The organism is Paenibacillus sp. J31R120 (assembly GCF_056269225.1).
The window spans coordinates 218,835-239,777 of sequence record NZ_JBWDNN010000005.1 but is presented as its reverse complement, the minus strand read 5'-3'; the positions used below and the strand labels follow the sequence as shown (position 1 = coordinate 239,777).

The window sequence follows — 20,943 nt, the reverse complement described above, 5'->3', positions numbered from 1 at the left end:
GAGCCCGATCTATTGAAATGGGCAAGCAACTATATTAGTGTTGTTATTGTAACATTTACTGAACCGCATGCGCATCGGTTGCAAAAGAAGTGTTTTTTTTCATCATCAAATGATAATGATACTCATTATTGAATTACGGGAGCGGGAATAGTGAAAAAACATACCACGATGAAAATGATGACAGCAGCTATGTTAGTTATCGTTATGGCCATGCTTGCAGCATGCGGTAACAATAAGGATGCAAACACGGGGAACGACGGCAAAGCCATTGAACCTACGAAAGCGCCGGAAGTCGAAGAGAGCAGAACAATCGCCCATGCGATGGGCAATACATTGATCAAAGGCACTCCGGCAAGAGTGGTTGTGCTGACGACGCAAGGAACAGAAACCTTATTGGAACTCGGCATCAAACCGGTAGGAGCCGTCCAGTCCTGGATCGGCGATCCTTGGTATGACCATATAGCGGATCAAATGAATGGGGTAGAGATTGTCGGCGACGAGACGCAGCCGAATATGGAGCTGATCGCGAGCCTTGAGCCGGATCTCATTCTCGGCACGAAGGTTAGACAAGAGAAAATCTACAGCCAGCTTAGCGCGATTGCGCCTACTGTATTCACCGAAAACCTGGGCGACAGTATGATCGAAAACTTCACGTTGTTCGCAAGCGCGCTGAACAAGGAAGAGGCAGGCGCAAAGGCGCTGGCCGAGTTCGAGAAGCTGGTGAATGAGACGGCGGCTAGACTGGGAGATAAGGCACAGGCTGAAGTATCGCTTGCCCGGTTCCAAGCAGGTAAAGCCAGAGTGTATTACAAGCAGAACTTCGCAGGCGTGGTTCTGGACAAGCTGGGCATCGCGAGAACGGAAGCGCAGAACAAAGCGGAGTTTGCCGAGGAAATTACGAAGGAACAAATTAGCGTTCTCGATGGCGACGCGTTGTTCTACTTCGCATCGGACCGAGACGGCGAGACGGCTGCTGCCGATACTGCCAAGGAATGGCTGGCCGATCCGATCGCACAGAATATGAAAGTGAATCAGAACGGTCAAATTTATCAGGTTGACGAAGCGATCTGGAACTCCGCGGGCGGTATTCTCGCTGCGAAGCTGCTGGTAGCCGACATCGAGAAGGTTTTTGCGAATATTCAACGTTAGCATCATGCGTTAACGGTATAGAAGGGAATTAAGGACATGACCTCTCTTTTGTCGACCGACAAAGGAAAAGCTGCCGGATTTGCCGGAGCGCTGGCGCTGCTGATCATCTCAGCGGTTGCCAGCGTTTTGTTCGGGCTTAGAAGCTTTAATTTGGATACTGTCATCCAAGCATATACCTCGTATACGGGAAGCGACGAACAGCTTATTATCCGCACCTCCCGTGTGCCGCGCGCCTTGACTGCCGCTGTTATCGGCTGCAGTCTTGCCGTTAGCGGGGTATTGCTGCAGGCGATGACGCGCAATCCGCTTGCCTCGCCTTCAATACTGGGCATTAACGCGGGGGCAGCGCTGGCGATTGTGTCGATGCTCTATTGGTATGGAGCGGTGTTTACGTTTGGCGATCTGATGTGGGTGGCCTTTATCGGGGCTGGCCTATCCGCCGGGGCGATCTTTCTGATTGCGACAGCGGGCAGAGGGGGCATGACGCCGATCAAGCTGATCTTGACGGGATCGGCGCTGGCATCCTTCGCGTCATCCATCAATTCTTTGTTTATGCTGATCAGCAACGAGACGCTGGAAGGCGCGCTGTATTGGCTGACCGGCTCGTTATCGAACAGCAATCTGAATCATACGGTTCAATTGTTGCCGTATATGGCGGCTGCTTGGGTTATTGCCATGCTCATGACCCGGTCTCTTAACGTGATGGCTATGGGAGATGATGTGGCAAAAGGGCTCGGCCAACGGATGGTGTGGGTGAAAATCCTTACTTTGCTCGTAGTCGTGCTGCTCGCTGGCGGCAGTGTCGCACTGGCAGGCCCAATCAGCTTTGTCGGCATTATGATCCCTCATATCTCGCGCTGGCTGGTAGGCAACGATCATCGTTGGCTGCTGCCTTACAGCGCTGTGCTGGGAGCTGGTTTTTTGCTGCTCGCCGATGTGCTGTCGCGGTTTTTGATCCATGGCAAAGAAGTACCGGTGGGCGTCATGACAGCCGTACTAGGCGTCCCGTTTGTGGTGGCGCTCGTAAGGAGGAAGGCGCTTGGGCAGATTTAGACGATCTTACTGTAGGCTTACGGAGCGGCATCGCAAGCCGCTTGTCATGATCCGGCTGCTGCTGTTGGCGCTTGTATTGCTCATTGCTATCATCTTGAGCATCGGACTCGGCAGCTTTCATGTGCCTGTATCTGACGTGCTGCGTACGCTGGTTGGGCTCGGCGAGCAGAAGTACGAGCTGATAGTATACCAGCTGCGAATGCCGCGTATTGCGGCTTCTGTATTAGTGGGCGCTGCGATGGCGATCTCAGGGACAATTCTGCAAGCCCTGATTCGCAATCCGCTGGCTTCGCCCGACTTGCTCGGGACGACTTCAGGGGCGACGGCAGCGGTCGTAGCCTTTATTACGATTATGAACGGACAGGTGGCTGTCGGCTGGATGCCAATCGTTGCGATGGCTGGCGGCTGTATCGCTTCTGCGATAACCTATTCGCTGGCTTGGAGGAAGGGCAGCTCGCCGCTTCGGATGGCGATGATCGGCGTATCGGTATCCTCTGCGATGGGGGCGCTGACGATTTATTTTACGCTGGCAGGACCGATATACCTCGTCTCGCAGGCGCTTGGCTGGATGGCGGGAACGGTCTACGGCACGTCATGGACCCATGTGATATATTTGGCGCCTTGGGTCGTAGTCGGCGGCATTGCCGCACTTGTGCAGTCCAGAAGCCTGAATGTGCTGGAGCTGGGCGACCGAATTGCCATTGGCGTCGGGATGCGGGTGGAACGGAAAAGATTTTTGTTGATTATCCTGGCCGTCATTCTAGCCAGCGCCGCGGTTGGCATCGCGGGAGGAATCAGCTTCGTGGGGCTGATGGCTCCTCACATGGCCCGCAAGCTGGTAGGCAATCATAATGGAGCTATTGTGGCGGCATCTGCGTTGCTGGGGGCGTTGTTCGTTTTGCTCGCCGATCTCGTCGGCCGCACCGTATTTGTACCGCTGGATATTCCGGCCGGGATATTCACCGCCATATTGGGGGCGCCTTTCTTTATCTATTTAATGTACAGGCATCGCCATCATGGATAATAATTTAGAAGAAACGGCTTTTTGACCGTTTCTTTTTTATTGCTCGGATAGCCATATATAGTAAGATTAGGATAGCGAATAGCATGCGATGATAGGGAGGCAACATCGATGTCAAAAGCGGACAATATGCTCGCCATCTTATGGCTGCTCAAGTCGCGGCGAAGAATGACGGCGAAGCAGCTGTCGGATGAACTGGAGATTCATATCCGTACGGTCTATCGGTGTATCGATGCCTTATGCATTTCCGGTGTGCCCATCGTAGCCGAAGTCGGCCGGGATGGCGGCTACACCATTCCCGATTCCTTGAAGCTGGAGCCGCTATTCTTCGACGAGGAGGAGCAGAAGGCGCTCCTGCAAGCGGCGGCCTTCGCCAGAGAATCGGGTTATCCGTCTGAAGAAGCGCTCAATCGGGCTATAGCGAAAATGAAGCGGTATACAAATCCGCAGCAGCTTGAGTCGATGGAGCGGCGCGAGACCCATATCGAAGTCATCCAGCTGCCTGCGGCATCGGCTCTAACGGCTATACTTGCAGAGCTGGAGGCTGGCATAGACGGGGGAGTGAGCTTGGATATCGCCTATACGAGCGGTTATGATTCCGACGCTACGAAGCGCAGGATTGACCCTTACGGGCTAGTCCATTGGAGAAGCAAATGGTATGTCGTCGGGTATTGCCATCTGCGCGAAGAGCTTAGAAGCTTCCGGGCAGATCGGATCGACGGGATTGCAAATACTCCTGAGCGCTTCGAACGGCCTGCTGCTTTCTCCGCACGGCAGTATTTGCTGGGGAGCCTGCTGTCCGAGCCGGGTGAGGGCGACGATTCTGATGTCTCCTTGATCTCTGTACTCATTCAAGGGTCGCCTCAAGCCATCCAAGAGCTATGTGGGCATTGGCTGCTCGGTCATGCGCTTGTCGAGCATACGTCAAGTGAAGCGCGATTCCGGGTAGACGAGCTGTCGCTATACACACAGATTGCGTATTATCTCTTGTCCTTCGGCGGGAAGCTTTGTGTCATCGAGCCCGAAGAACTGAGAAGCCACATGGTTGATATCATCCAAGATTTGCAAAAATATTATCGATCTTAGCTAGAAATACTGACCGTTCCTGTCAGTATTTCTGTTTTATAATGAAGCATATTAATCGTCAGGAGGGCGCAAGATGCCGGGCTCCATTTTCAGACAAGAGGTTAAGCAAGCTACGGGAAAGACATGGGAAGAGTGGGTCATCCGCCTGCAGCAGTCCGTGGACCCTCAATGGTCGCATGAAGGGATCGCCTCCCATATTAACGAACAATATGAGGCTTCGGAAGAATGGAGCGAGTGGCTCGCCGTCATGTATGGGCAGGTGCTGGGCCGGATACCGGTTGGCGTAACGAAGGATGCAGGCGTGCAGATTGGTGTCAGAAAGACGGTAGCAGCACCGAAGGAGCGGGTGTGGGACTATCTTGTATCGGAGGAAGGCTTGAAGCTGTGGGTCGGCAATGTGCCGTCATTCAAGCTGAATCAGGGAGAGATCTATCAATCCGAGGAAGGGATATTCGGCAAGCTGACGGTCGTGAAGCCTTACCATAAGCTTCGGCTCACCTGGCAGCGACCTGAATGGGACAACCCTTCTCGTCTGCAAATCTATGTACTGTCCGCGAAAGGTGACAAAACAACGATCTCCATCCATCAGGAGATGCTGGATGATGTCTATATGAGGGAGCTCATGAAACGTTACTGGGAGGAGAAGCTAGTCGAATTAATAGGGGGGCTATGAGATGAACAGATTCAGCCATATTGATCTGAGAGTAAACGCTTGGGAACAGGTGCGGGAATTCTATGAGGGGCTGCTGCCAGAGCTGGGCTTCGTACACACCTATCATTCCAGGGACTGGTATGTATTCGCCGCTGAGGGCGAGCTGCCGAGCGTTCCCTATTTCGCCATAACAGTAGACGCTGATCATAAGCCGAACAACAACTTGATTGGATTTTGGGCTGCTGATCGCGTAGAGGTTGATCGGACTGCCGAGACGGTAAAGCGGCTGGGCGGAACGATAACTAGCGGACCTGGATTGCTGCCGATCAGTCCGACCTATTATGCCGTATATTTCGAAGATCCTTGCGGCAACCAATACGAGATGATGCACCGATTGAATTAATGGAACAAGCAAGAAAGCCGTTCGGATGTCCGAGCGGCTTTCTTGCGTCATGCCTGTTATACGTTGTACGTAAATGAGTAAAAGCTGTCTTCATCCGGTTCAGCTTTATCCTCCTCCATCGTAATCGATTTGCATCTGATGCATAAGGATTGCAGGAGGAGACCTGGCGCGGGAGAGGCGTTACACGTTGACAGCTGTTCCGCTGACGGCTACCATGAGCATCCCGTCACGAATGACTTCATAGTCGATATCGACGCCAATGATGGCATTAGCGCCCATGCGCGAAGCCTTCTGGCACATCTCGGCGAACGCCGCGTCTCTTGCTTCTTGAAGCTTGCTCTCATAGGCGCCAGAGCGTCCCCCGACAATATCGGTTATGGACGCCATAAAGTCTCTGAACACGTTCGCCCCCATAATAACTTCTCCTGTTACAATGCCTACATATTGTCTTACGGGCATGCCTTCAATTGTGGATGTTGTGGTCAAAATCATACGTAATTCCTCCTGGAATTCAAGTCAATTGCTTACCGTTATTACGAGGGATGGACATTTGCGGTTCCGAAAAAATCATCCTTTAGATCGTTCAATCTATTGAAATCATAGCAGCATGGGGAAAGAAAGTCGAGACGAAGCTATTTCATCCAATCGATTGTAGGATTCAATTAAAACCTTAAAGTACTTGACGCTTCTAGCAATCAAATGCAGGGTTAGGCTTCAGTTCATTCCGTGAGACTTTATCGTTTGCATCAATGAAGTAAACTGGAGAGGAAGCTTCAAAAATCGAATGAAATGGGTGGTTGGAAAATGAATCATAACGAATTGTCGCTTGGAAGCTTGCTTGCTGTACGCACGGAAAATGTCATTGGCTCGCTTGGGAAGTACATCGATGCCCATATTGAATCACAGTGGCAGGACATCCTGACTCAGCAAGCTGATAAGCTTCAGCGCGCCTACGAGGTAGCGGGCGATATGGCTTATGGCACGTATTTGAACCTGTTGCTTAACCACGTTCATAAAGAAATGAAGGAAAACGGGCTGCGTGCAGAGCCTCGATTACCGGGTGAGTTCGATATTTCCCGTGAATGGGGCAACGAGGACGAGTCGGATCAGCAGCGTTGGATGTGGAGCACAATCTATGACAAGGACGGAATGCCGCTCGGTACAATTGTCGTGCAGGTCTATCATGATCATACACAGTTCCGTCTCCCGCGCAGGCCAGGCGTGCTTGTATTGACGGAGGGGACGAAGGAGGAGGTCGTACAGGCATTATCTGAGCGTTCTGCTTCTTTCAAGCAGGCGCTTGAATTTACGGAGGAATACAAGCTTTATCTGGAAAGCCTGAACGACGAGCAAAAAGCTGCGAACTAGCCATTTCGCGGAGGCACTCCCTCCTATGGGAGTAGGCAAAACCAGCCTTAGCTCTTGGTTGACGGAGGATACAGCCCCTTATTATACTGGCTACATGAACATGCCTATTCTATCCACGAAGTTATATATGCCACAGCCTCGGCCCGGATATGTCCCTCGCTTTCGTCTGACAGGGCAGCTTCAGCAAGGGCTTCACCGGAAGCTGTCCCTTATCTCGGCTCCTGCCGGCTATGGCAAGACGTCACTGGTCAGCGAATGGCTGGCTGGAAGTCCAGTTCCGTCTGCCTGGCTGTCTTTAGATGATGGGGATAACGACCCTGCACGCTTTCTCTCCTATCTGCTCGCGGCTTTACGCACGCTGGCACCGGAACTTGGGGAAGGCGTGCTTGGCGCGCTTCAAACTCCGCAGACGCCTCCAGTCGAATGGGTGCTCTCCCATCTTCTCAATGAATGGGATAACATCTTCTCCGGGCAATGTGTACTCGTACTGGACGATTATCATGTGATTGATTCACGGCAGGTACTGGACGCTGTCGGATTTCTGCTGGAGCGGCTGCCGCATCGTCTGCATCTGGTCATTACGACTCGCACGGAGCCTGAGCTTCCTTTGTCCCGGCTGCGTGCGAGAGACCAGCTGACAGAAGTGCGCGCGGCGGATTTGCGTTTTTGCTCCGATGAAGCAGCGGAGTTCATAAGCCGAGTCATGGGACTTAAGCTGGGGCAGGAAGGAATGAAGCTGCTCGAAGCCCGGACAGAAGGATGGATTGCGGGGCTGCAATTAGCCGCTCTGTCGATAAAGGGACAGCATGATGCTCTTCAGGCGATGCAGACCTTTAATGAAAACCATCCCTTTGTGCTGGACTATTTGGCCGAGGAAGCGCTGAATGGACAAGATACAGGCGTTCGATCATTCCTGCTTCGCACCTCTATTCTCGATCGGATGAGCGGACCGCTATGCGATGTTTTGTTGCAGCGGGAAGGAGAAGCTGAGCTTGGCGTATCTGGTCAGGCAATGCTGGAGCGGCTTGAGCGATCCAATCTGTTTATCGTGCCTCTGGATGCTGAGAGGCGCTGGTTCCGTTATCATCATTTGTTTGTCGGCTTGCTCAGGAAACGGCTGCAAGCGGAAGAGGGCGAACAGCTGGTGGCGGAGTTGCAGCTGCGTGCAAGCCGCTGGCATGAGGAGAATGGCTTTGAGCTTGAAGCCTTCCATCATGCGGCGCAAGCCGGCGATGTAGAACGGGCGGCGCTTCTCGCCGAGGGAGGCTACATGCCTCTGTTCTTTCGCGGAGCTGCTGCACCTGTGCTGGCATGGCTGGGCTCTCTGCCAAAGCGTGAATTGGATACAAGGCCCTCGCTATGGGTGATGTATGCTTCTGCACAATTGATAAAGGGCGAGCTGCAAGAGGCTGTGAGTCATCTGGAGGCTGCCGAGAGAGCGCTGCAGAGCATGCCGAAAGACGAACGGACATCGGATGCGATCGGCCATGCCGCATCGATCCGGGCGACACTCGCTGTCAGCCGACATGATGCGGAGATGATTATGTCAGAATCCCGACGGGCGTTGGCGCACTTGCATCCCGATAATCGGGCGGTACGAACAGCGACCACCTGGACGCTAGGCTATGCTTATCAGCTACAGGGAGAACGCGCTGCCGCAGGCAAGGCCTATTCGGAAGCATTGACGGTCAGCCAGTCCATCGGGCATGGGGTAATTACATTGATGTCCATGCTTGGACTTGGGGCGATCCGCCAGTCGGATAATCAGCTCCATGCAGCCTCGGACTGGTACAGCAGGGTTCTGGAGCTGGCTGGCGATCCGCCGATTCCAGCCGCTTGCGAGGCTCATCTAGGCTTGGCATCGATATACTATGAATGGAACGATCTGGAGGCTGCGGAGAAGCATGCGGCAGAGTCTCTTCATCTGGCACCGCTGCTTAAGCATACGGATCGGATTGTCGCTTGCAAGCTGCTCCTTGCCCGGGTAAAGCTTGCCCGGAATAGGATAAAGGAAGCCTCGGCACTATGGTCGCAAGCTGATCAGCTTGCCAAGAACTATCATTTTACGTATCAAATGAAGGTGCTGGCAGCTGTGCGTACCGCTTTGCTGCTTCGTCAGCTGCGTCTGGATGAGGCCGCCCGCTTACTCCGCCACGATGATGAGCCAACGATCAGCATGGCCAAAGTGCAGCTTGCCAATGGCAATGTCGCGGATGCGCTTAGCGTTCTGACTCAGCTTCGCCATGCGGCGGAAGAGTGTGGCCGAGCGGACGAGCTGCTCCAGGTCAAAGCGATTCAAGCGGTGGCTTTGTACACTTGCGGCAGCAGGGATGAAGGGATTAACCTTGTGCTCGAAGTGCTTGACGAGGCGGAAGGCGAAGGTTTTGCACGGTTGTTTTTGGATGAAGGGCCGCCTATGGAGAGGCTTCTTCTTGAAGCTTCGAAGCGCAGGCAGATGACTGACTATATCGGCAAGCTGCTTGCGCATTTCAAAGGCACGGCACCGCTTGCGAAATCTCATCGAGAGCGCCTCCCATCCGGGGGTTCTGGCAAGCCGCCGCTTGTAGAACCGCTAAGCAGCCGGGAACTGGAGGTGCTGGAGCTGATTGCTGACGGTTTGTCGAACACTGAGATTGCGTCAAGGCTGTTTCTTGCGCTCAGCACGGTTAAGGGACATAACCGGATCATCTTCGATAAGCTGCAGGTGAGCCGCAGGACGGAAGCTGTTGCGCGCGCACGCGGGCTGGGGCTGCTGTAGCATTTATTTTGGACGTGGGGATTGTCCCGTTTAATGAGAACCATACTTTAGTAGCTATAAGCGCCTCCTCAGGGGGCGCTATACTTATGGGCAAAAGGTCATGAGGAGGAAGTACAGATGAAAGCGATCGTATGCCCAAAGTACGGTGCACCTGATGTGTTGCAGATTAGCGAAGTAGAGAAGCCGGTCCCGAGGCCTAACGAAATTCGGGTCAAGGTATATGCGACGACCGTTACGACGGGCGACTGCAGAGTCCGAGCCTTCAATAGCCCGCTTTCTTTCTGGATTCCGATGCGATTATTTCTTGGCATTCGCAGACCTAGACAGCCGATTCTCGGCGTCGAGCTAGCCGGTGAGGTTGAATTGGCAGGCCAGGCTGTCACCCAGTTCAAGAAAGGCGACCGCGTGTTTGCGCTGACCGGCATGCGGTTCGGCGGTTATGCCGAATATGCGTGTCTTCCCGAGAACAGTCTGGTTGCCCCGATACCGGCTCATATTTCGTATGAGGATGCGGCTGCTGTAGCCTTCGGAGGGACTACCTCCTTGCATTTTTTCAGAAAAGGGAATATGCATCGCGGGCAAAAGGTTCTCATCTATGGCGCATCGGGCGCCGTAGGCACATCCGCGATTCAACTGGCCAAGCATAGCGGGGCGGAAGTGACTGCGGTGTGCAGCTCGGCGAACGCCGAACTGGTGAAGTCGCTGGGCGCCGATTATGTCATTGATTATACGAAAGAGAACTTTTGGGAGCGGGGAGAGCGTTACGACATCGTATTTGATGCGGTAGGCAAAAGCACGAAATCCGCCTGCACCAAGGCGCTGGCGTCTGGGGGCCGTTATTTGACGGTAGAAGGACAAGGTGTGGTCGTTGAACGCCGTGAGGATATGTATGTCTTGAAGGAGCTTATGGAGAACGGCTCACTTAAGGCGGTCATTGATCGTCGCTATCGAATGGAGCAGATTGCGGAGGCGCATCGCTATGTAGAGAGCGGCCGAAAGAAGGGCAATGTGGTGGTTGCGATCCCGTAACCGCGTAGTCCCCAGCCCGCGATCACGGGTTGTGAAAAAATAGGTATATCCGTTTAGTCGATAGCCACACCATCCTTCATCCTGTATAATATAAGGACGTTATGGGGGGTGGCACATATGGCAAATCAATTTGCCGGGACTCGAAGCGGCTCATGCAAAGCCACAAATTAGGGGCGATACTTTGCATGGGCGAACCATATTTGGTCGCTTGGAATGAGAACCTATCGTTTCTAATTTAGAGGGCTTTGCGCTTATTTTTTTCTTTTTACAAAAAATAAGGAGCTGAAAGCCTTGAAACCCTTTATTAGAAACCATCAGTATAATTTGATTAAGAAACAAGCCGGAATGGTGCAGCATGCCAACACATCGGTATCCGACCGGAGAGTGGCAGAGTCGGTCAGGCTTGGAGCATGCGCCGCGGTTGCAGAAGCTTTTCCCGATGCTTCGAAGGAGCAGCTGGATCTGCTGGGCAAGCTTGCGGACTTGCGGACAACGGAGGAAGTCGACGGCTATTTGCTGTCGCTGGAGCCTTATTTGGAGCTATTTCCACAGCTTTCACCCAAGGATGCATCGCGATTGTTCCCGAAGGTGAAGAAGCTGAAAACGCCGGATTTTGCGGCAATTGACCGCCGTTTTCTTACCTATGCAGGCTGGACCGATATCGGGACGGGGCGAATGTTCCTCGTCTATGATCTGGACGGCAAGCTCGCCGGGGTTGAAGGCCGATTTACGCAAGCTAGGAAGGGGGTATGCTTCCTATGCAATCGGCATCAGGAACTTGCGTTGTTCAGCGCCGTCTCCAAAGTGAAGCCGGCCAATGCGTCACCGGATTATTATAAAGCGTTCGGCCAATATATTTGTTCTGACAGCGAGGCGTGCAATCATCACATTAAGGATGTTGCCGCGCTGGAGAATTTCTTCCATTTGGTGCTTGGTTAACCGAATGACAGCCTTATTGGACAGCTTAATTGTCCATACTTCAATATGACAATTCTATAGTTGTGCAAGAAGAGCTGTCCGAGCAGTCTGAAATGACTGAAGGACAGCTCTTTCTATATGGTGTTTTTCGCGGATGATGACACAGCTGTGTCGCTCCACATTCGCCCTGATGAAGTCGGTAGAACCGACTTAGATCCGCGAAGGAGCATCATCTGTCCGGGTTAAGTCGGCTGAACCGACTTAGATCCGCGAAGTAGCCTCATCTGTCAGGGTTAAGTCGGTTGAATCGACTTAGACCCGCGAAGCAGCATCATCTGTCACGGTTAAGTCGGTTGAATCGACTTAGATCCGCGAAGCAGCATCATCCGTCACCATCAAGTCGGCTGGACCGACTTAGATCCACGAAGGAGCATCATTCGTCACGATTAAGTCGGTTGTACCGAATTGCGGTCGACTTAATTCCTCGAAATTAACTCATGCGTCACGATTAAGCCGATAGGATCGACTTGAATCCGTTAAAGTCATCTCATCTGATCCAATTGGTCGATCCCCCCCCCCGTACCTGCATTCAGCAAACATTCAGGCGCGACTAAGCTTCCTTTTAGATTCCCTTCACGTTCGCTTAAGCGGGCTTGTCCATAATGGGTATTGTTCCGGTCTTGGCAAGATCAGGGAACGAGGAGCTGATAAGGCTCTATCAACCGTTAGGGAGGAAGATAACATGAACAGGTATGTGAAAACATTAGGTATTACGGCGGCGCTGGCAGCGATGATTCCGCTGAGTGCTTATGCCGCATCTGCGATTCCGGGGAAATCGGGAGCGACAACAGGAAGCGCAGTCGTCCAATCCGACTCATCGGATTCTGCGAAGGAATTCGGGAAGAGCAGAGGCGGCAAGTTTGGTGGCGGCCATGGGTTTGGCGCATCCTATGTAAATGAGGACGTGCTGACGCTGCTGAGCCTAGAGCGAGATGCGCTACAGGAGAAGCTGGCGGCCGGAAGCACGCTTGAGGAAATCTCGGCTGCCCAAGGCGTGTCGAAGGAACAGTTGAAAGCGGCGCTGACCGCTGCCTTCGAAAAGCAGCAATCCGAGATGAAGCAGCAGTTTGAGTCCAATTTGGATACGATGATTAGCACGAAGCAAGAGTTTGGTGGTGGTATCCGTTCAGGTGGCGGAATTGGGCTGGAAGCTGTAGCTGAAGCGCTGGGCTTGACCGAGGATGCGCTTAAGACAGCGCTGCAAGCAGATGGTGCTACCATTGCTTCCGTTGCGAAGGAGAAAGGAAGCACAACGGACACCATCATCTCCAAGGTCAAGGATGCGATAGCGGCACAAATCGACCAAGCAGCAGCAGACGGCAAGCTGACCGCTGAGAAAGCAGCGGAAGCAAAAGAAAAAGCCCAGGAGCAAGCGGAACGGCTGGTGAATGGAAAATTATTTGACTATAAAGGAATGGAAGGCGGCAGAGGCGGCTTCCCTGGAGGCAAAGGAGAGCGGAAAGGCAGCAGCGCATCGACTCCAACTGAATCGGCGGATACTTCCGCTTAATATGTAAGCACAATCTTAATAATCGTGTGGGCCAAGGCCGTGTCTTCTTCGGAAGAAACGGCTCTTTGGCATTACTGCAATACAATGACAATCCATATCTTTACAAGCAAGCAGCATTCTTTGTATACTATCAAAAGTGAAAGGTGGTTCACTTATGGTTCAAACTTTAAAGGAAGAAATTCGTCAAGCTATTATCCGGCATGCAAAGGATGAATTCTTGGAACATGGTTTTGCGAAAGCATCGCTAAAGCGGATTGCAGGCAAGGTTGGCGTATCAGTGGGCAATTTGTACCGTTACTTCGACAATAAGGAGAAATTGTACGATCAAATGGTAAGCGGCGTATACCCTTATTTGGAGAAACTGACACAGAAGCGTCTGAACGAGCCAATCCTTGACGAAGAGTTTAAGCTTAAAGCTATTGTTCTGGCACTAAATGAACTTGCGGCAGACGATGTGCGTATTCCGCTTCTGATCCTTATGGACGGAAGTGCGGGAACCAAGCATGAGCACGCCAATCTTATTTGGAGAGAGTGGATGAGGGACAATGTTATTGGCCATCTACACGTTTACAACGACTTCAAGCAAGAAGTTAAGTTCTCCGAAGACACAGCGGGGCCAATTGCCGTTGCATTTTTGGAAGGCTTTCTTGAAATCATGCGTCAAAATTGCGACGGTGAGGCTAGAGGATCGATTGTTCAACAATATGTGTTGTTTTGGTATACCGGGTTAAAAAGTTTTATTTAGCCCGTTTCTTTTTATACTCCAATAATAAATAATGATTCACTTTTGAGGGGGAGAAATATGAATAGACTCATTCGTCAATTGACAGTTTGCGGAGGTCATACATTGGAATTTTCAATCGTTGGCTCGGGGGCTTCGGTTCTTGTGTTTCATGGAGGACATTCAAGCTGCCGGGAATCGCTAGGTTATCAAGAATTGGTTGCGAACGGGTATCGCTTGATCACACCTTCAAGACCCGGCTATGGAGCAACCTCTGCAGAATTAGGCGGAGAGCTTGATCATGCATGCGAGGCGTATGCGGAGTTAATGGATGAATTGGGTTTGGCGTCAGCTCACGTCATGGCAGTATCCGCGGGCGGACCAACCGGCATAAGGTTTGCGGCACGCTATCCGGAGCGGACTAGAAGCCTTGTATTACAATCCGCTGTTACCCGACAATGGCCGGACACAGACAGTAAGGCTCACAAAGTTGCACAGATCATGTTCAACCCGGCTGTGGAGAAATATATATGGTCGCTATTACGAGGCTTTGGCAACGTTCTTCCCCGTGTCCTGTTCAAAAGCATGGTTTCATCATTTAGCCATCTTCCGTTTGATGAGGTGTTGAGACGGTCAGGGAAAAATGATGTTTCTCTCTTTGTCGAGATGATCAAACAACAACGGTCCGGGAACGGTTTTAAGCTGGATATGTTGGAAACTCAAAAAAATCAGGATGAGGATTTGGCTCGGATTTGTTGTCCAGCTATGGTATTGCATAGCCGTCATGATTCTACCGTGTCGATTGAGCATGCGCGGCATGTCAAAGGGAAGATTCAACATGCTGAGGTATGTGAACTGGAATCATGGGGACATCTCATTTGGCTGGGCGAGGAAGCCGGATACATGTATGACAGGTTGTTTGCTTTTTTGTCCAAACAGGAGATTGCCGCAACTTAATTGGGTTTATTTCTATTTTCTGTAAGGGGTGAGAACGGAAAGGGGCGTTCATGTGAGCGAGGGAATAATTGCATGACCTCCACGGCCCAATGTGGCGAAATCGGTAGCGAACGAGATGAGGTTGTCCCGTCGACTCCTTCCTCCGAGGAGAAAAGTGAGGCAAAGGATCAGACAGAGGACACGCCGTTTTCAAATTTGCTTCCTGACGGCAAGATGCTGGTGGAACTGCCCCAGCATGACGTTGCTTTAACCGTGGCTGAAAACAGAGTCATTCTCCGAGTGGGCGAGCGGGAACAAGCTTATGATTGGCTCTATATGACTCCGGGAGGAATCAAGCCGATCCTGTCGCTTCGAGACTGGTACGGCGATGGTACGGACGAAATTTCAGAAGAAGATGATCCGCTTGTTATGGAGACAGCGTGAGAATCTTCTTTTTTTATGCGAAAAAGGAGGGTTAGTTTTGACAACTTTATGACGATTAAACGCATCGGTTAACTTTTACGAAATTTTCATCTTTTTTCGACAGTCTTCACAAGGGACAGGATGTATATTTTATTGGCGGTATATTTCCATTTTTGAGAATGATAGGATTCTCCCGGGGAGGTGTGACTTTTATTTTTGGTTTTACTAGCAAGCAGATAAATAGAGAGTAGGAGAGATGAACATGTTTAGCAGAAAAATAGTAAGTTTGGTATTATCCGCGATTTTAGTTTTAACTCTAGCAGTAGGTTTCACTCCTGCCCACGCGGTGGACGGACAATCGGTAAGTACCGGGAAGACGGCGCAGCCATCAGGGGAAATTGTAATCAAGTTCAAGGAAGAGGTGCAGCTTCCTTATCAAGACGGAGCGGAGAAGGCGCTTAAGGCATCGAGAAATGCTACTGATGTCAGCATATTAGCCGATCTGAACGGTCTGGAGCTAAACCGTTTGTTCACTTCGCTTAACGCAAAGTCACAGCTGTCGAGCAGCAGTCAGACTTCAGTCTTCCATCAATATTTTACCGCGGCTGTTCCGAAAGGAACGGATGTTACGGCACTTCTGGCGAAGCTGAACAAGTCCCCGCTTGTGGAAGCGGCTTATGAGGCGCCAACGAACATTTCGGACCCGTCATTGCCGTATGCGCCGAACTCAACGCCGGTACAGCCGAATGATGATCCGCTGTATCCGAATCAGACCCATGGACAAGCCGCGCCGCTCGGCATTGATGCGCCATATGCCTGGCAGTTAGAAGGCGGAGACGGCAAAGGCATCTCGTACGTGGATGTCGAACAGGGCTGGGCGCTTAATCATGAAGACCTGGCGGCACACAACATCCAGGCACTTCCGGGCATTCTGATGCCGACTTCTGCTGCTCACGGCACAGCTGTACTTGGCATCATCTCAGCGGTAGACAATACGATCGGGCATGTCGGATTAGCTAACAAAGCGAAGCCGCTGATTAATTCTTGGAGACGGCTCGACGGCTCCAGCAATATCGCCGAGGCGATTCTCACATCTGTACCGGCGCTGAAGCGGGGCGATGTGATTTTGATAGAGGTGCAATCTACGTCCAGTACGTCCAATGGAGCTTATGTGCCGATGGAGGTCTTTCCTGCCGAGTTTGACGCCATTCGCTATGCGACGGATCAGGGCATCGTCGTAGTCGAAGCGGGTGCTAACGGCTCCGTCAATCTGGACACCTACCAGGATTGGAATGGCAAATATATATTGAACACGAACAGTCCGGACTTCAAGGATTCTGGTGCTATCCTAGTTGGTGCCGGATCGTCGTCAGTGCCTCATGACCGCCTGTATTTCTCCAGCTACGGCAGCCGCATCGACAGCTTTGGCTTCGGGCATAACGTGCATACGCTAAGCGCAATTGACCTGAACTCCACTACAGGTTATACGACATCCTTCAGCGGCACATCCTCGGCGTCGCCTATTGTTACTGCTGCGGTTATTTCTTTGCAAGGCATTGCGAAGGCGAAATACGGCGTGACCTTCTCGCCTCATGAGGTTCGCGAGCTGCTTAGAAATCCGGCATACAACACGGCTTCGGCGAATCCTGCGGTGGACCAGATCGGGCATTTGCCAAATCTGAAAAATATGATCGACAACATGCCCGCGCCGTCGGCTATATCCGATACGGAAGCGCCTAGCGCTCCAGTCCAGCTGGCAGCGGCGAATATTACATCTTCCAGCGTAGACTTGTCTTGGTCGGCATCCACAGACAATGTAGGCGTTACCGGCTATGATATCTATCAGGACGGAGTGAAGATCTCGGTTACACCTGGCACGACGTATACCGTTAGCGGATTAGCGGCTTCTACCACCTATTCCTTTACGGTCAAAGCCAGGGATGGGGCAGGCCATGTCTCCTCTTCCAGCGCAGCGCTTGCGGTGACGACGACCGCGCCGCCTCTGCAAGGCCAGACCTTCGAGGTGACGGTACCAGCCAATACGCCTCTTAACGCGGATATTTACATGTATGTCCATGGCTTGAACAACAGCTGGTCGGTCAACGACTCTGCTTATAAATTGACGAGAAATGCGAGTGGAACCTACAGCATTACGCTGAATGTCCCGATTGGAACTACATTTCACTTCAACTTATCCAGAGGTACATGGGGTTCAATGGAAACATCTAGCGGCGGCGGGTATGTAGGGCCGCGTGCTCATACAGTCACAAGCGGCACACAGCTGACGCAAGTTACTGTAGCACGCTGGGGCGATCTATAAGATGTAGTAATTCGAAAATAGTGTAACTCAGAACCGTTATATGCTCGAACTCGTCCCAAAAGGTGAAATAGTATTGCCACGCACCATTAATCGCCCACAAAGGGTAAAAATGTTTAAATAGTGTTGCTGAGAATCACTAAATGCTCGAACTCGCCCCAAAAAGCGAAATAGTATTGCCACGCACCACTAATCGCACCAAAAGGGTGAAAATGCGAAAATAGTGTTGCTGAGAAACTCTAAACGCTCGGAAGCGCCCTCGAAGGCGAAATAGTATTGCCACACACCACTAATAGCACCAAAGCCAGAAATGGCGGTACAGGGAGGACATCCCTGTACCGCTATTCATTTTTGTGCCGATGTATAACGTTGGCAGGGCATTTCCTCGCCCATCTCCCTAACAAATATTACCGCAGAAGCTAGACTTAAGTCCTGCCCGGATTACGACTGCAGCTAGGTTTCGATCTAGCTCCATTGCGCTATGCTGAATGAATAACGACCGGATGCGAAAGGTCAGGCGTTTTGAAAATCCGGGTCCCATTTATACTTTTCTTCGTATAAACGCATAACCTCATCGTATAGCGGTCCCGACCGCACGGACTTGGCGAATTTGAATAATCGGAGGAAACGGTCCTTCGGAAGCAGACGCGCATACCGGATGAGCAGATATGGATACATCGTCATATACCGGCTTTTGCGAACGGCTGCACCGGCAACAGTTGTCAGTATCGCTTCGCCGCTAGGCATGTTCAGAATGCGCATCTCATGCTGAAGCACGTAACGGAATGTATTTTCCTTGATCAGCTCGCGTCTGATCTTGGCAATCTCACCAATATAGGAGACCAAATCAGTACTGAAGCTGTCCATCAGCAGAGGCTCGATCATCAGATCCATATCCTTGCGCAGCTGGAATGTTTGCAGCAGCATGATTTGCTCCAGCTTCAGCTGATCGTTATGCACCAGCGAGCCGATCTCCCGCAGCATCTCATAGGTGCGCGGCTTGTCGCCTTCCTGGAATACGCGAATAGCCGCCTGATGGTCTATCGCAAGTCCGGATGCAAGCTCATAAGCGTATTGCTGAAACATTTTTTGCAGTTGCATGCGTCTAAGTGCAGGGGTAAACCGTTTGGAAAGCGTCCATAATAAAGCGGCTGCTGCCACTGCTGCCGCAATCAACAGCACCGTTTGCAAAGCAGATGAGCTGAATATAAGTCCAACCAGGATGAGCGGCAGCATGATCAATCCAGTGAGCCATTGGTCTCTGCGTACAATTTCGGCGGCTTTCTTCTCCACAGGCTTTAGGCCGCCAGCCTTCCCGCAGGACAGACAATCTTGCTCGCCAAGCACGGTGAAATGGCGGCAATTGCGACATATTTTGAGCTTTTGATAGGCAAACGGCACGCGGTTATAGGGCTTCAGAGTTACCGCTATTCTCTTTATCATTCGTGATCACTCTGCCCGCGTCTTAGTGTAGACAACACAAGCCTGCTTAGCTGCTTCGGCGAAGGGGCTTGTTTCATTTGATAATGATAGTGAAATGCTTTTATACTAGCAAATACAACCAACAGTCCGATGACAACGTATGTAACCATGTAGAGCGCCTCCCGTATATGACAAAAAAAGTGATTTATGGGTGTCCTTCAGTTATACTTGGTTTTAGTATAGCATCATAGCGGGGCTCGTGACTAACGATGACTTTTGAACTAATTGAGACAACCTATTCGGCAATATGGTCAAGGAGGACTATCATGAATCTACTAAAAAAAGGACTTCAATATACGATTATGCTAACTTTGCTGCTTTCACTTCTGCTGGGTGTTAGCCTGCCAGGCGCGACAGCAGCCGCGGGAGGAGCTGCGCCGATCGATGCTGTATTGGTGCTCGATGTGAGCTATTCGATGGACAGCAGCGACCGGGCGAAGATCGGCAATGAGGCGATGAAGATGTTCATCGACATGTTGTCCGAGAAGGGCGACCGGGTCGGAGTCGTGGCGTATACGGATAAGATACAGCGCGAGAAGGCGCTGCTTGAGATTCGCTCCCCGGAAGATAAGCAAAACCTGAAATCATTCATCGACCAGTTGAATCGCGGCTCCTATACGGACGTATCCGTTGGCCTGAAGGAAGCGGTCCAGATCTTGAAGGATGGAGCGGCTGCCAGCGCCAACCGCGAGCCGATTATTATTCTGCTTGCAGACGGGAACGACGAGCTTGATCCGAAGTCCGGCCGTACCGAAGCGCAGTCGAACGAAGAGAGGGAGCAGGCGGTACGCACCGCGAATGACAGCGGCATTCCGATCTACACGATCGGTCTGAATGCGGACGGAAAGCTGAACAAAGCAGCCCTTGAGGAATTGTCGAAGGAGACGGGCGGCAAGTCGTTTGTTACCGATTCAGCCGATGACCTGCCTCAAATTCTTAGTGAAATTTTCGCCAGCCATCTGGAGCTGAACATTGTCCCGGTCAATTCGTTCACCGCGAACGGAGACTTCCAGGATGTGAAGATTACCGTACCGAACAGCAATGTGCTTGAAGCGAATATCTCTATCATGTCATCCAAGCCTGTCGAGGCGAAGCTTGTCGATCCATCGGGCAATGCCGTTGCGATTCCGTCAGACAAGGTTGTACTGGCTACGTCGAAGAGCTACACTTTACTTAAGCTGATCAAGCCGGTTCAAGGCGATTGGACGTTGAAGATCAAAGGCGTGGATCAGGATAAAATCGATATTAACCTCATTTTTAACTATGACTTGACGCTAGAGCTGGAGGCGCTTGCGACAACGTCCTTTTCCAAGGGCGATAAGGTTAAGCTAAATGCGTTTTTGGCCAGCAAGGGCCAGCGATTGAGCGATGCGGAGCAATACCGCAACATGAACGCGGTTATGTTCGTCAAAGACTTAACGAGCGGCAATACGGAAGAGGTCGCCATGAAGCTGGATGGTGATCATTTTGCCGGTGAATACAAGATACCGGAATCCCGGGACTATGAGATTATCGTGAAAGCTGAGGAGCAAAGCTTCTTCCGTGAGAGTGAGCCGATTACGATCTCGGCATCATCTGGCGGGTCTGGCGGAACGACAACTCCGGCGGAAGAGGCGGACGACAAGCCGTTCCCGATATGGACGGTTGTCATCGCAGCGGTCGTGGTTCTTGCGCTGCTTGGCGTAGGATATTGGGTCTGGGGGATGATGAAGGAGCGCAGCCGCGGATTTGTAGGACAGATGATTATTGAAATCCGGGATGAGAATACAGGGGATAAATCCTCGCCGCAATACAAGCGGTTAAGCCATTTCAAAGGCAAATTGCAGCTGCATCAATTGCTGCAGCTGGCTCCGGAACTGAAGGAGACAGAAAAGATTGTGTTCAAGCCGGCGAATAAGGACCGAGTCGTTCTGCTGAACACTTCCTTATGCAGAGTAGAGAAGTCCGGCCGGGCGGTTGCGGATGGGCGAGAGCTGGAGCTGCAGAGCGGCGACCGCATTACCGTCTCATTGACACAAGTAGATAAAACAATCTATATCGAATATCTCGTATAACCA

The 20,943-nt window shown here is 51.6% G+C and carries 19 protein-coding genes; 16 read left to right on the top strand and 3 right to left on the bottom strand.

The genetic code is table 11. The annotated features are described in order from the left end of the window. Nucleotides 1–150: 150 nt before the first annotated feature. The 6 genes from AC0YNW_RS19380 (at nt 151) to AC0YNW_RS19355 (ending at nt 5,364) form a co-directional block, all read left to right on the top strand. A complete protein-coding gene (locus AC0YNW_RS19380) occupies nt 151–1,149 on the top strand; it encodes an ABC transporter substrate-binding protein (protein ID WP_475833348.1) in 999 nt (332 codons plus the stop codon). Between the two features lie 36 nt (nt 1,150–1,185). Further along, nucleotides 1,186–2,202, top strand: a complete 1,017-nt coding sequence (locus AC0YNW_RS19375; RefSeq protein ID WP_475833347.1) for a FecCD family ABC transporter permease — start codon at nt 1,186–1,188, stop codon at nt 2,200–2,202. Continuing rightward, a complete protein-coding gene (locus AC0YNW_RS19370) occupies nt 2,189–3,226 on the top strand; it encodes a FecCD family ABC transporter permease (protein WP_475833346.1) in 1,038 nt (345 codons plus the stop codon). The genes AC0YNW_RS19375 and AC0YNW_RS19370 overlap by 14 nt, the downstream gene beginning before the upstream one ends. Nucleotides 3,227–3,334: 108 nt before the next feature. Then, the gene (locus AC0YNW_RS19365; protein WP_475833345.1) at nt 3,335–4,309 is read left to right on the top strand and encodes a helix-turn-helix transcriptional regulator; all 975 of its coding nucleotides are present in this window, start codon (nt 3,335–3,337) and stop codon (nt 4,307–4,309) included. A gap of 73 nt (nt 4,310–4,382) precedes the next feature. Then, nucleotides 4,383–4,982, top strand: a complete 600-nt coding sequence (locus AC0YNW_RS19360; protein WP_475833344.1) for an SRPBCC family protein — start codon at nt 4,383–4,385, stop codon at nt 4,980–4,982. A gap of 1 nt (nt 4,983) precedes the next feature. Next, on the top strand, nt 4,984–5,364 hold the full coding sequence (locus tag AC0YNW_RS19355) for a VOC family protein (RefSeq protein ID WP_475833343.1): 381 nt from the start codon (nt 4,984–4,986) through the stop codon (nt 5,362–5,364). Between the two features lie 180 nt (nt 5,365–5,544). Here AC0YNW_RS19355 and AC0YNW_RS19350 read toward each other — a convergent pair whose 3' ends face one another. Continuing rightward, a complete protein-coding gene (locus AC0YNW_RS19350; RefSeq protein WP_387475814.1) occupies nt 5,545–5,856 on the bottom strand; it encodes a YbjQ family protein in 312 nt (103 codons plus the stop codon). A 312-nt stretch (nt 5,857–6,168) separates the two neighbouring features. Here AC0YNW_RS19350 and AC0YNW_RS19345 point away from each other — a divergent pair, with 312 nt between their 5' ends. From AC0YNW_RS19345 to AC0YNW_RS19305, 9 genes are all read left to right on the top strand, one after another. Beyond that, nucleotides 6,169–6,732, top strand: coding sequence for a DUF6022 family protein (locus AC0YNW_RS19345; protein WP_475833342.1), 564 nt, complete (start codon nt 6,169–6,171; stop codon nt 6,730–6,732). 25 nt (nt 6,733–6,757) lie between these two features. Beyond that, nucleotides 6,758–9,490: a winged helix-turn-helix domain-containing protein gene (locus tag AC0YNW_RS19340; protein WP_475833341.1), complete on the top strand. Its 2,733-nt coding sequence runs from the start codon at nt 6,758–6,760 to the stop codon at nt 9,488–9,490. 117 nt (nt 9,491–9,607) lie between these two features. After that, nucleotides 9,608–10,519, top strand: coding sequence for an NAD(P)-dependent alcohol dehydrogenase (locus tag AC0YNW_RS19335; protein ID WP_475833340.1), 912 nt, complete (start codon nt 9,608–9,610; stop codon nt 10,517–10,519). Nucleotides 10,520–10,810: 291 nt separating this feature from the next. Next, the gene (locus AC0YNW_RS19330; RefSeq protein ID WP_387475826.1) at nt 10,811–11,458 is read left to right on the top strand and encodes a FusB/FusC family EF-G-binding protein; all 648 of its coding nucleotides are present in this window, start codon (nt 10,811–10,813) and stop codon (nt 11,456–11,458) included. A gap of 721 nt (nt 11,459–12,179) precedes the next feature. Beyond that, nucleotides 12,180–13,007, top strand: coding sequence for a hypothetical protein (locus tag AC0YNW_RS19325; protein ID WP_475833339.1), 828 nt, complete (start codon nt 12,180–12,182; stop codon nt 13,005–13,007). Nucleotides 13,008–13,161: 154 nt separating this feature from the next. Then, nucleotides 13,162–13,752, top strand: coding sequence for a TetR/AcrR family transcriptional regulator (locus AC0YNW_RS19320; protein WP_475833338.1), 591 nt, complete (start codon nt 13,162–13,164; stop codon nt 13,750–13,752). A gap of 102 nt (nt 13,753–13,854) precedes the next feature. Then, the gene (locus AC0YNW_RS19315; protein WP_475833337.1) at nt 13,855–14,685 is read left to right on the top strand and encodes an alpha/beta fold hydrolase; all 831 of its coding nucleotides are present in this window, start codon (nt 13,855–13,857) and stop codon (nt 14,683–14,685) included. Nucleotides 14,686–14,757: 72 nt separating this feature from the next. Then, nucleotides 14,758–15,108, top strand: a complete 351-nt coding sequence (locus tag AC0YNW_RS19310; protein WP_475833336.1) for a hypothetical protein — start codon at nt 14,758–14,760, stop codon at nt 15,106–15,108. A gap of 241 nt (nt 15,109–15,349) precedes the next feature. Beyond that, nucleotides 15,350–17,407, top strand: coding sequence for a S8 family serine peptidase (locus AC0YNW_RS19305; RefSeq protein WP_475833335.1), 2,058 nt, complete (start codon nt 15,350–15,352; stop codon nt 17,405–17,407). Nucleotides 17,408–17,917: 510 nt separating this feature from the next. On the opposite strand, the gene AC0YNW_RS19300 is transcribed toward AC0YNW_RS19305, so the two are convergent. Together AC0YNW_RS19300 and AC0YNW_RS19295 are read right to left on the bottom strand one after the other, a co-directional pair. Further along, nucleotides 17,918–18,847, bottom strand: coding sequence for a hypothetical protein (locus tag AC0YNW_RS19300; RefSeq protein ID WP_475833334.1), 930 nt, complete (start codon nt 18,845–18,847; stop codon nt 17,918–17,920). Then, nucleotides 18,844–18,996: a hypothetical protein gene (locus tag AC0YNW_RS19295; RefSeq protein ID WP_475833333.1), complete on the bottom strand. Its 153-nt coding sequence runs from the start codon at nt 18,994–18,996 to the stop codon at nt 18,844–18,846. Before AC0YNW_RS19295 ends, AC0YNW_RS19300 begins: the two co-directional genes overlap by 4 nt. A gap of 156 nt (nt 18,997–19,152) precedes the next feature. Between AC0YNW_RS19295 and AC0YNW_RS19290 the strand changes: the two genes are divergently transcribed. Further along, nucleotides 19,153–20,940 (top strand): vWA domain-containing protein, encoded by a 1,788-nt coding sequence (locus AC0YNW_RS19290; RefSeq protein ID WP_475833332.1) that lies wholly within the window; start codon nt 19,153–19,155, stop codon nt 20,938–20,940. Nucleotides 20,941–20,943: the final 3 nt, after the last annotated feature.

Excerpts from the sequence above, each read along its gene's own strand:
- AC0YNW_RS19375 (WP_475833347.1), top strand. The coding sequence starts at position 1,186 with ATGACCTCTCTTTTGTCGACCGACAAAGGAAAAGCTGCCGGATTTGCC.
- AC0YNW_RS19310 (WP_475833336.1), top strand. The coding sequence starts at position 14,758 with ATGACCTCCACGGCCCAATGTGGCGAAATCGGTAGCGAACGAGATGAG.
- AC0YNW_RS19320 (WP_475833338.1), top strand. The coding sequence starts at position 13,162 with ATGGTTCAAACTTTAAAGGAAGAAATTCGTCAAGCTATTATCCGGCAT.
- AC0YNW_RS19355 (WP_475833343.1), top strand. The coding sequence starts at position 4,984 with ATGAACAGATTCAGCCATATTGATCTGAGAGTAAACGCTTGGGAACAG.
- AC0YNW_RS19305 (WP_475833335.1), top strand. The coding sequence starts at position 15,350 with ATGTTTAGCAGAAAAATAGTAAGTTTGGTATTATCCGCGATTTTAGTT.
- AC0YNW_RS19335 (WP_475833340.1), top strand. The coding sequence starts at position 9,608 with ATGAAAGCGATCGTATGCCCAAAGTACGGTGCACCTGATGTGTTGCAG.
- AC0YNW_RS19290 (WP_475833332.1), top strand. The coding sequence starts at position 19,153 with ATGAATCTACTAAAAAAAGGACTTCAATATACGATTATGCTAACTTTG.
- AC0YNW_RS19365 (WP_475833345.1), top strand. The coding sequence starts at position 3,335 with ATGTCAAAAGCGGACAATATGCTCGCCATCTTATGGCTGCTCAAGTCG.
- AC0YNW_RS19360 (WP_475833344.1), top strand. The coding sequence starts at position 4,383 with ATGCCGGGCTCCATTTTCAGACAAGAGGTTAAGCAAGCTACGGGAAAG.
- AC0YNW_RS19340 (WP_475833341.1), top strand. The coding sequence starts at position 6,758 with ATGGGAGTAGGCAAAACCAGCCTTAGCTCTTGGTTGACGGAGGATACA.
- AC0YNW_RS19325 (WP_475833339.1), top strand. The coding sequence starts at position 12,180 with ATGAACAGGTATGTGAAAACATTAGGTATTACGGCGGCGCTGGCAGCG.
- AC0YNW_RS19350 (WP_387475814.1), bottom strand. The coding sequence starts at position 5,856 with ATGATTTTGACCACAACATCCACAATTGAAGGCATGCCCGTAAGACAA.
- AC0YNW_RS19345 (WP_475833342.1), top strand. The coding sequence starts at position 6,169 with ATGAATCATAACGAATTGTCGCTTGGAAGCTTGCTTGCTGTACGCACG.
- AC0YNW_RS19295 (WP_475833333.1), bottom strand. The coding sequence starts at position 18,996 with ATGGTTACATACGTTGTCATCGGACTGTTGGTTGTATTTGCTAGTATA.
- AC0YNW_RS19300 (WP_475833334.1), bottom strand. The coding sequence starts at position 18,847 with ATGATAAAGAGAATAGCGGTAACTCTGAAGCCCTATAACCGCGTGCCG.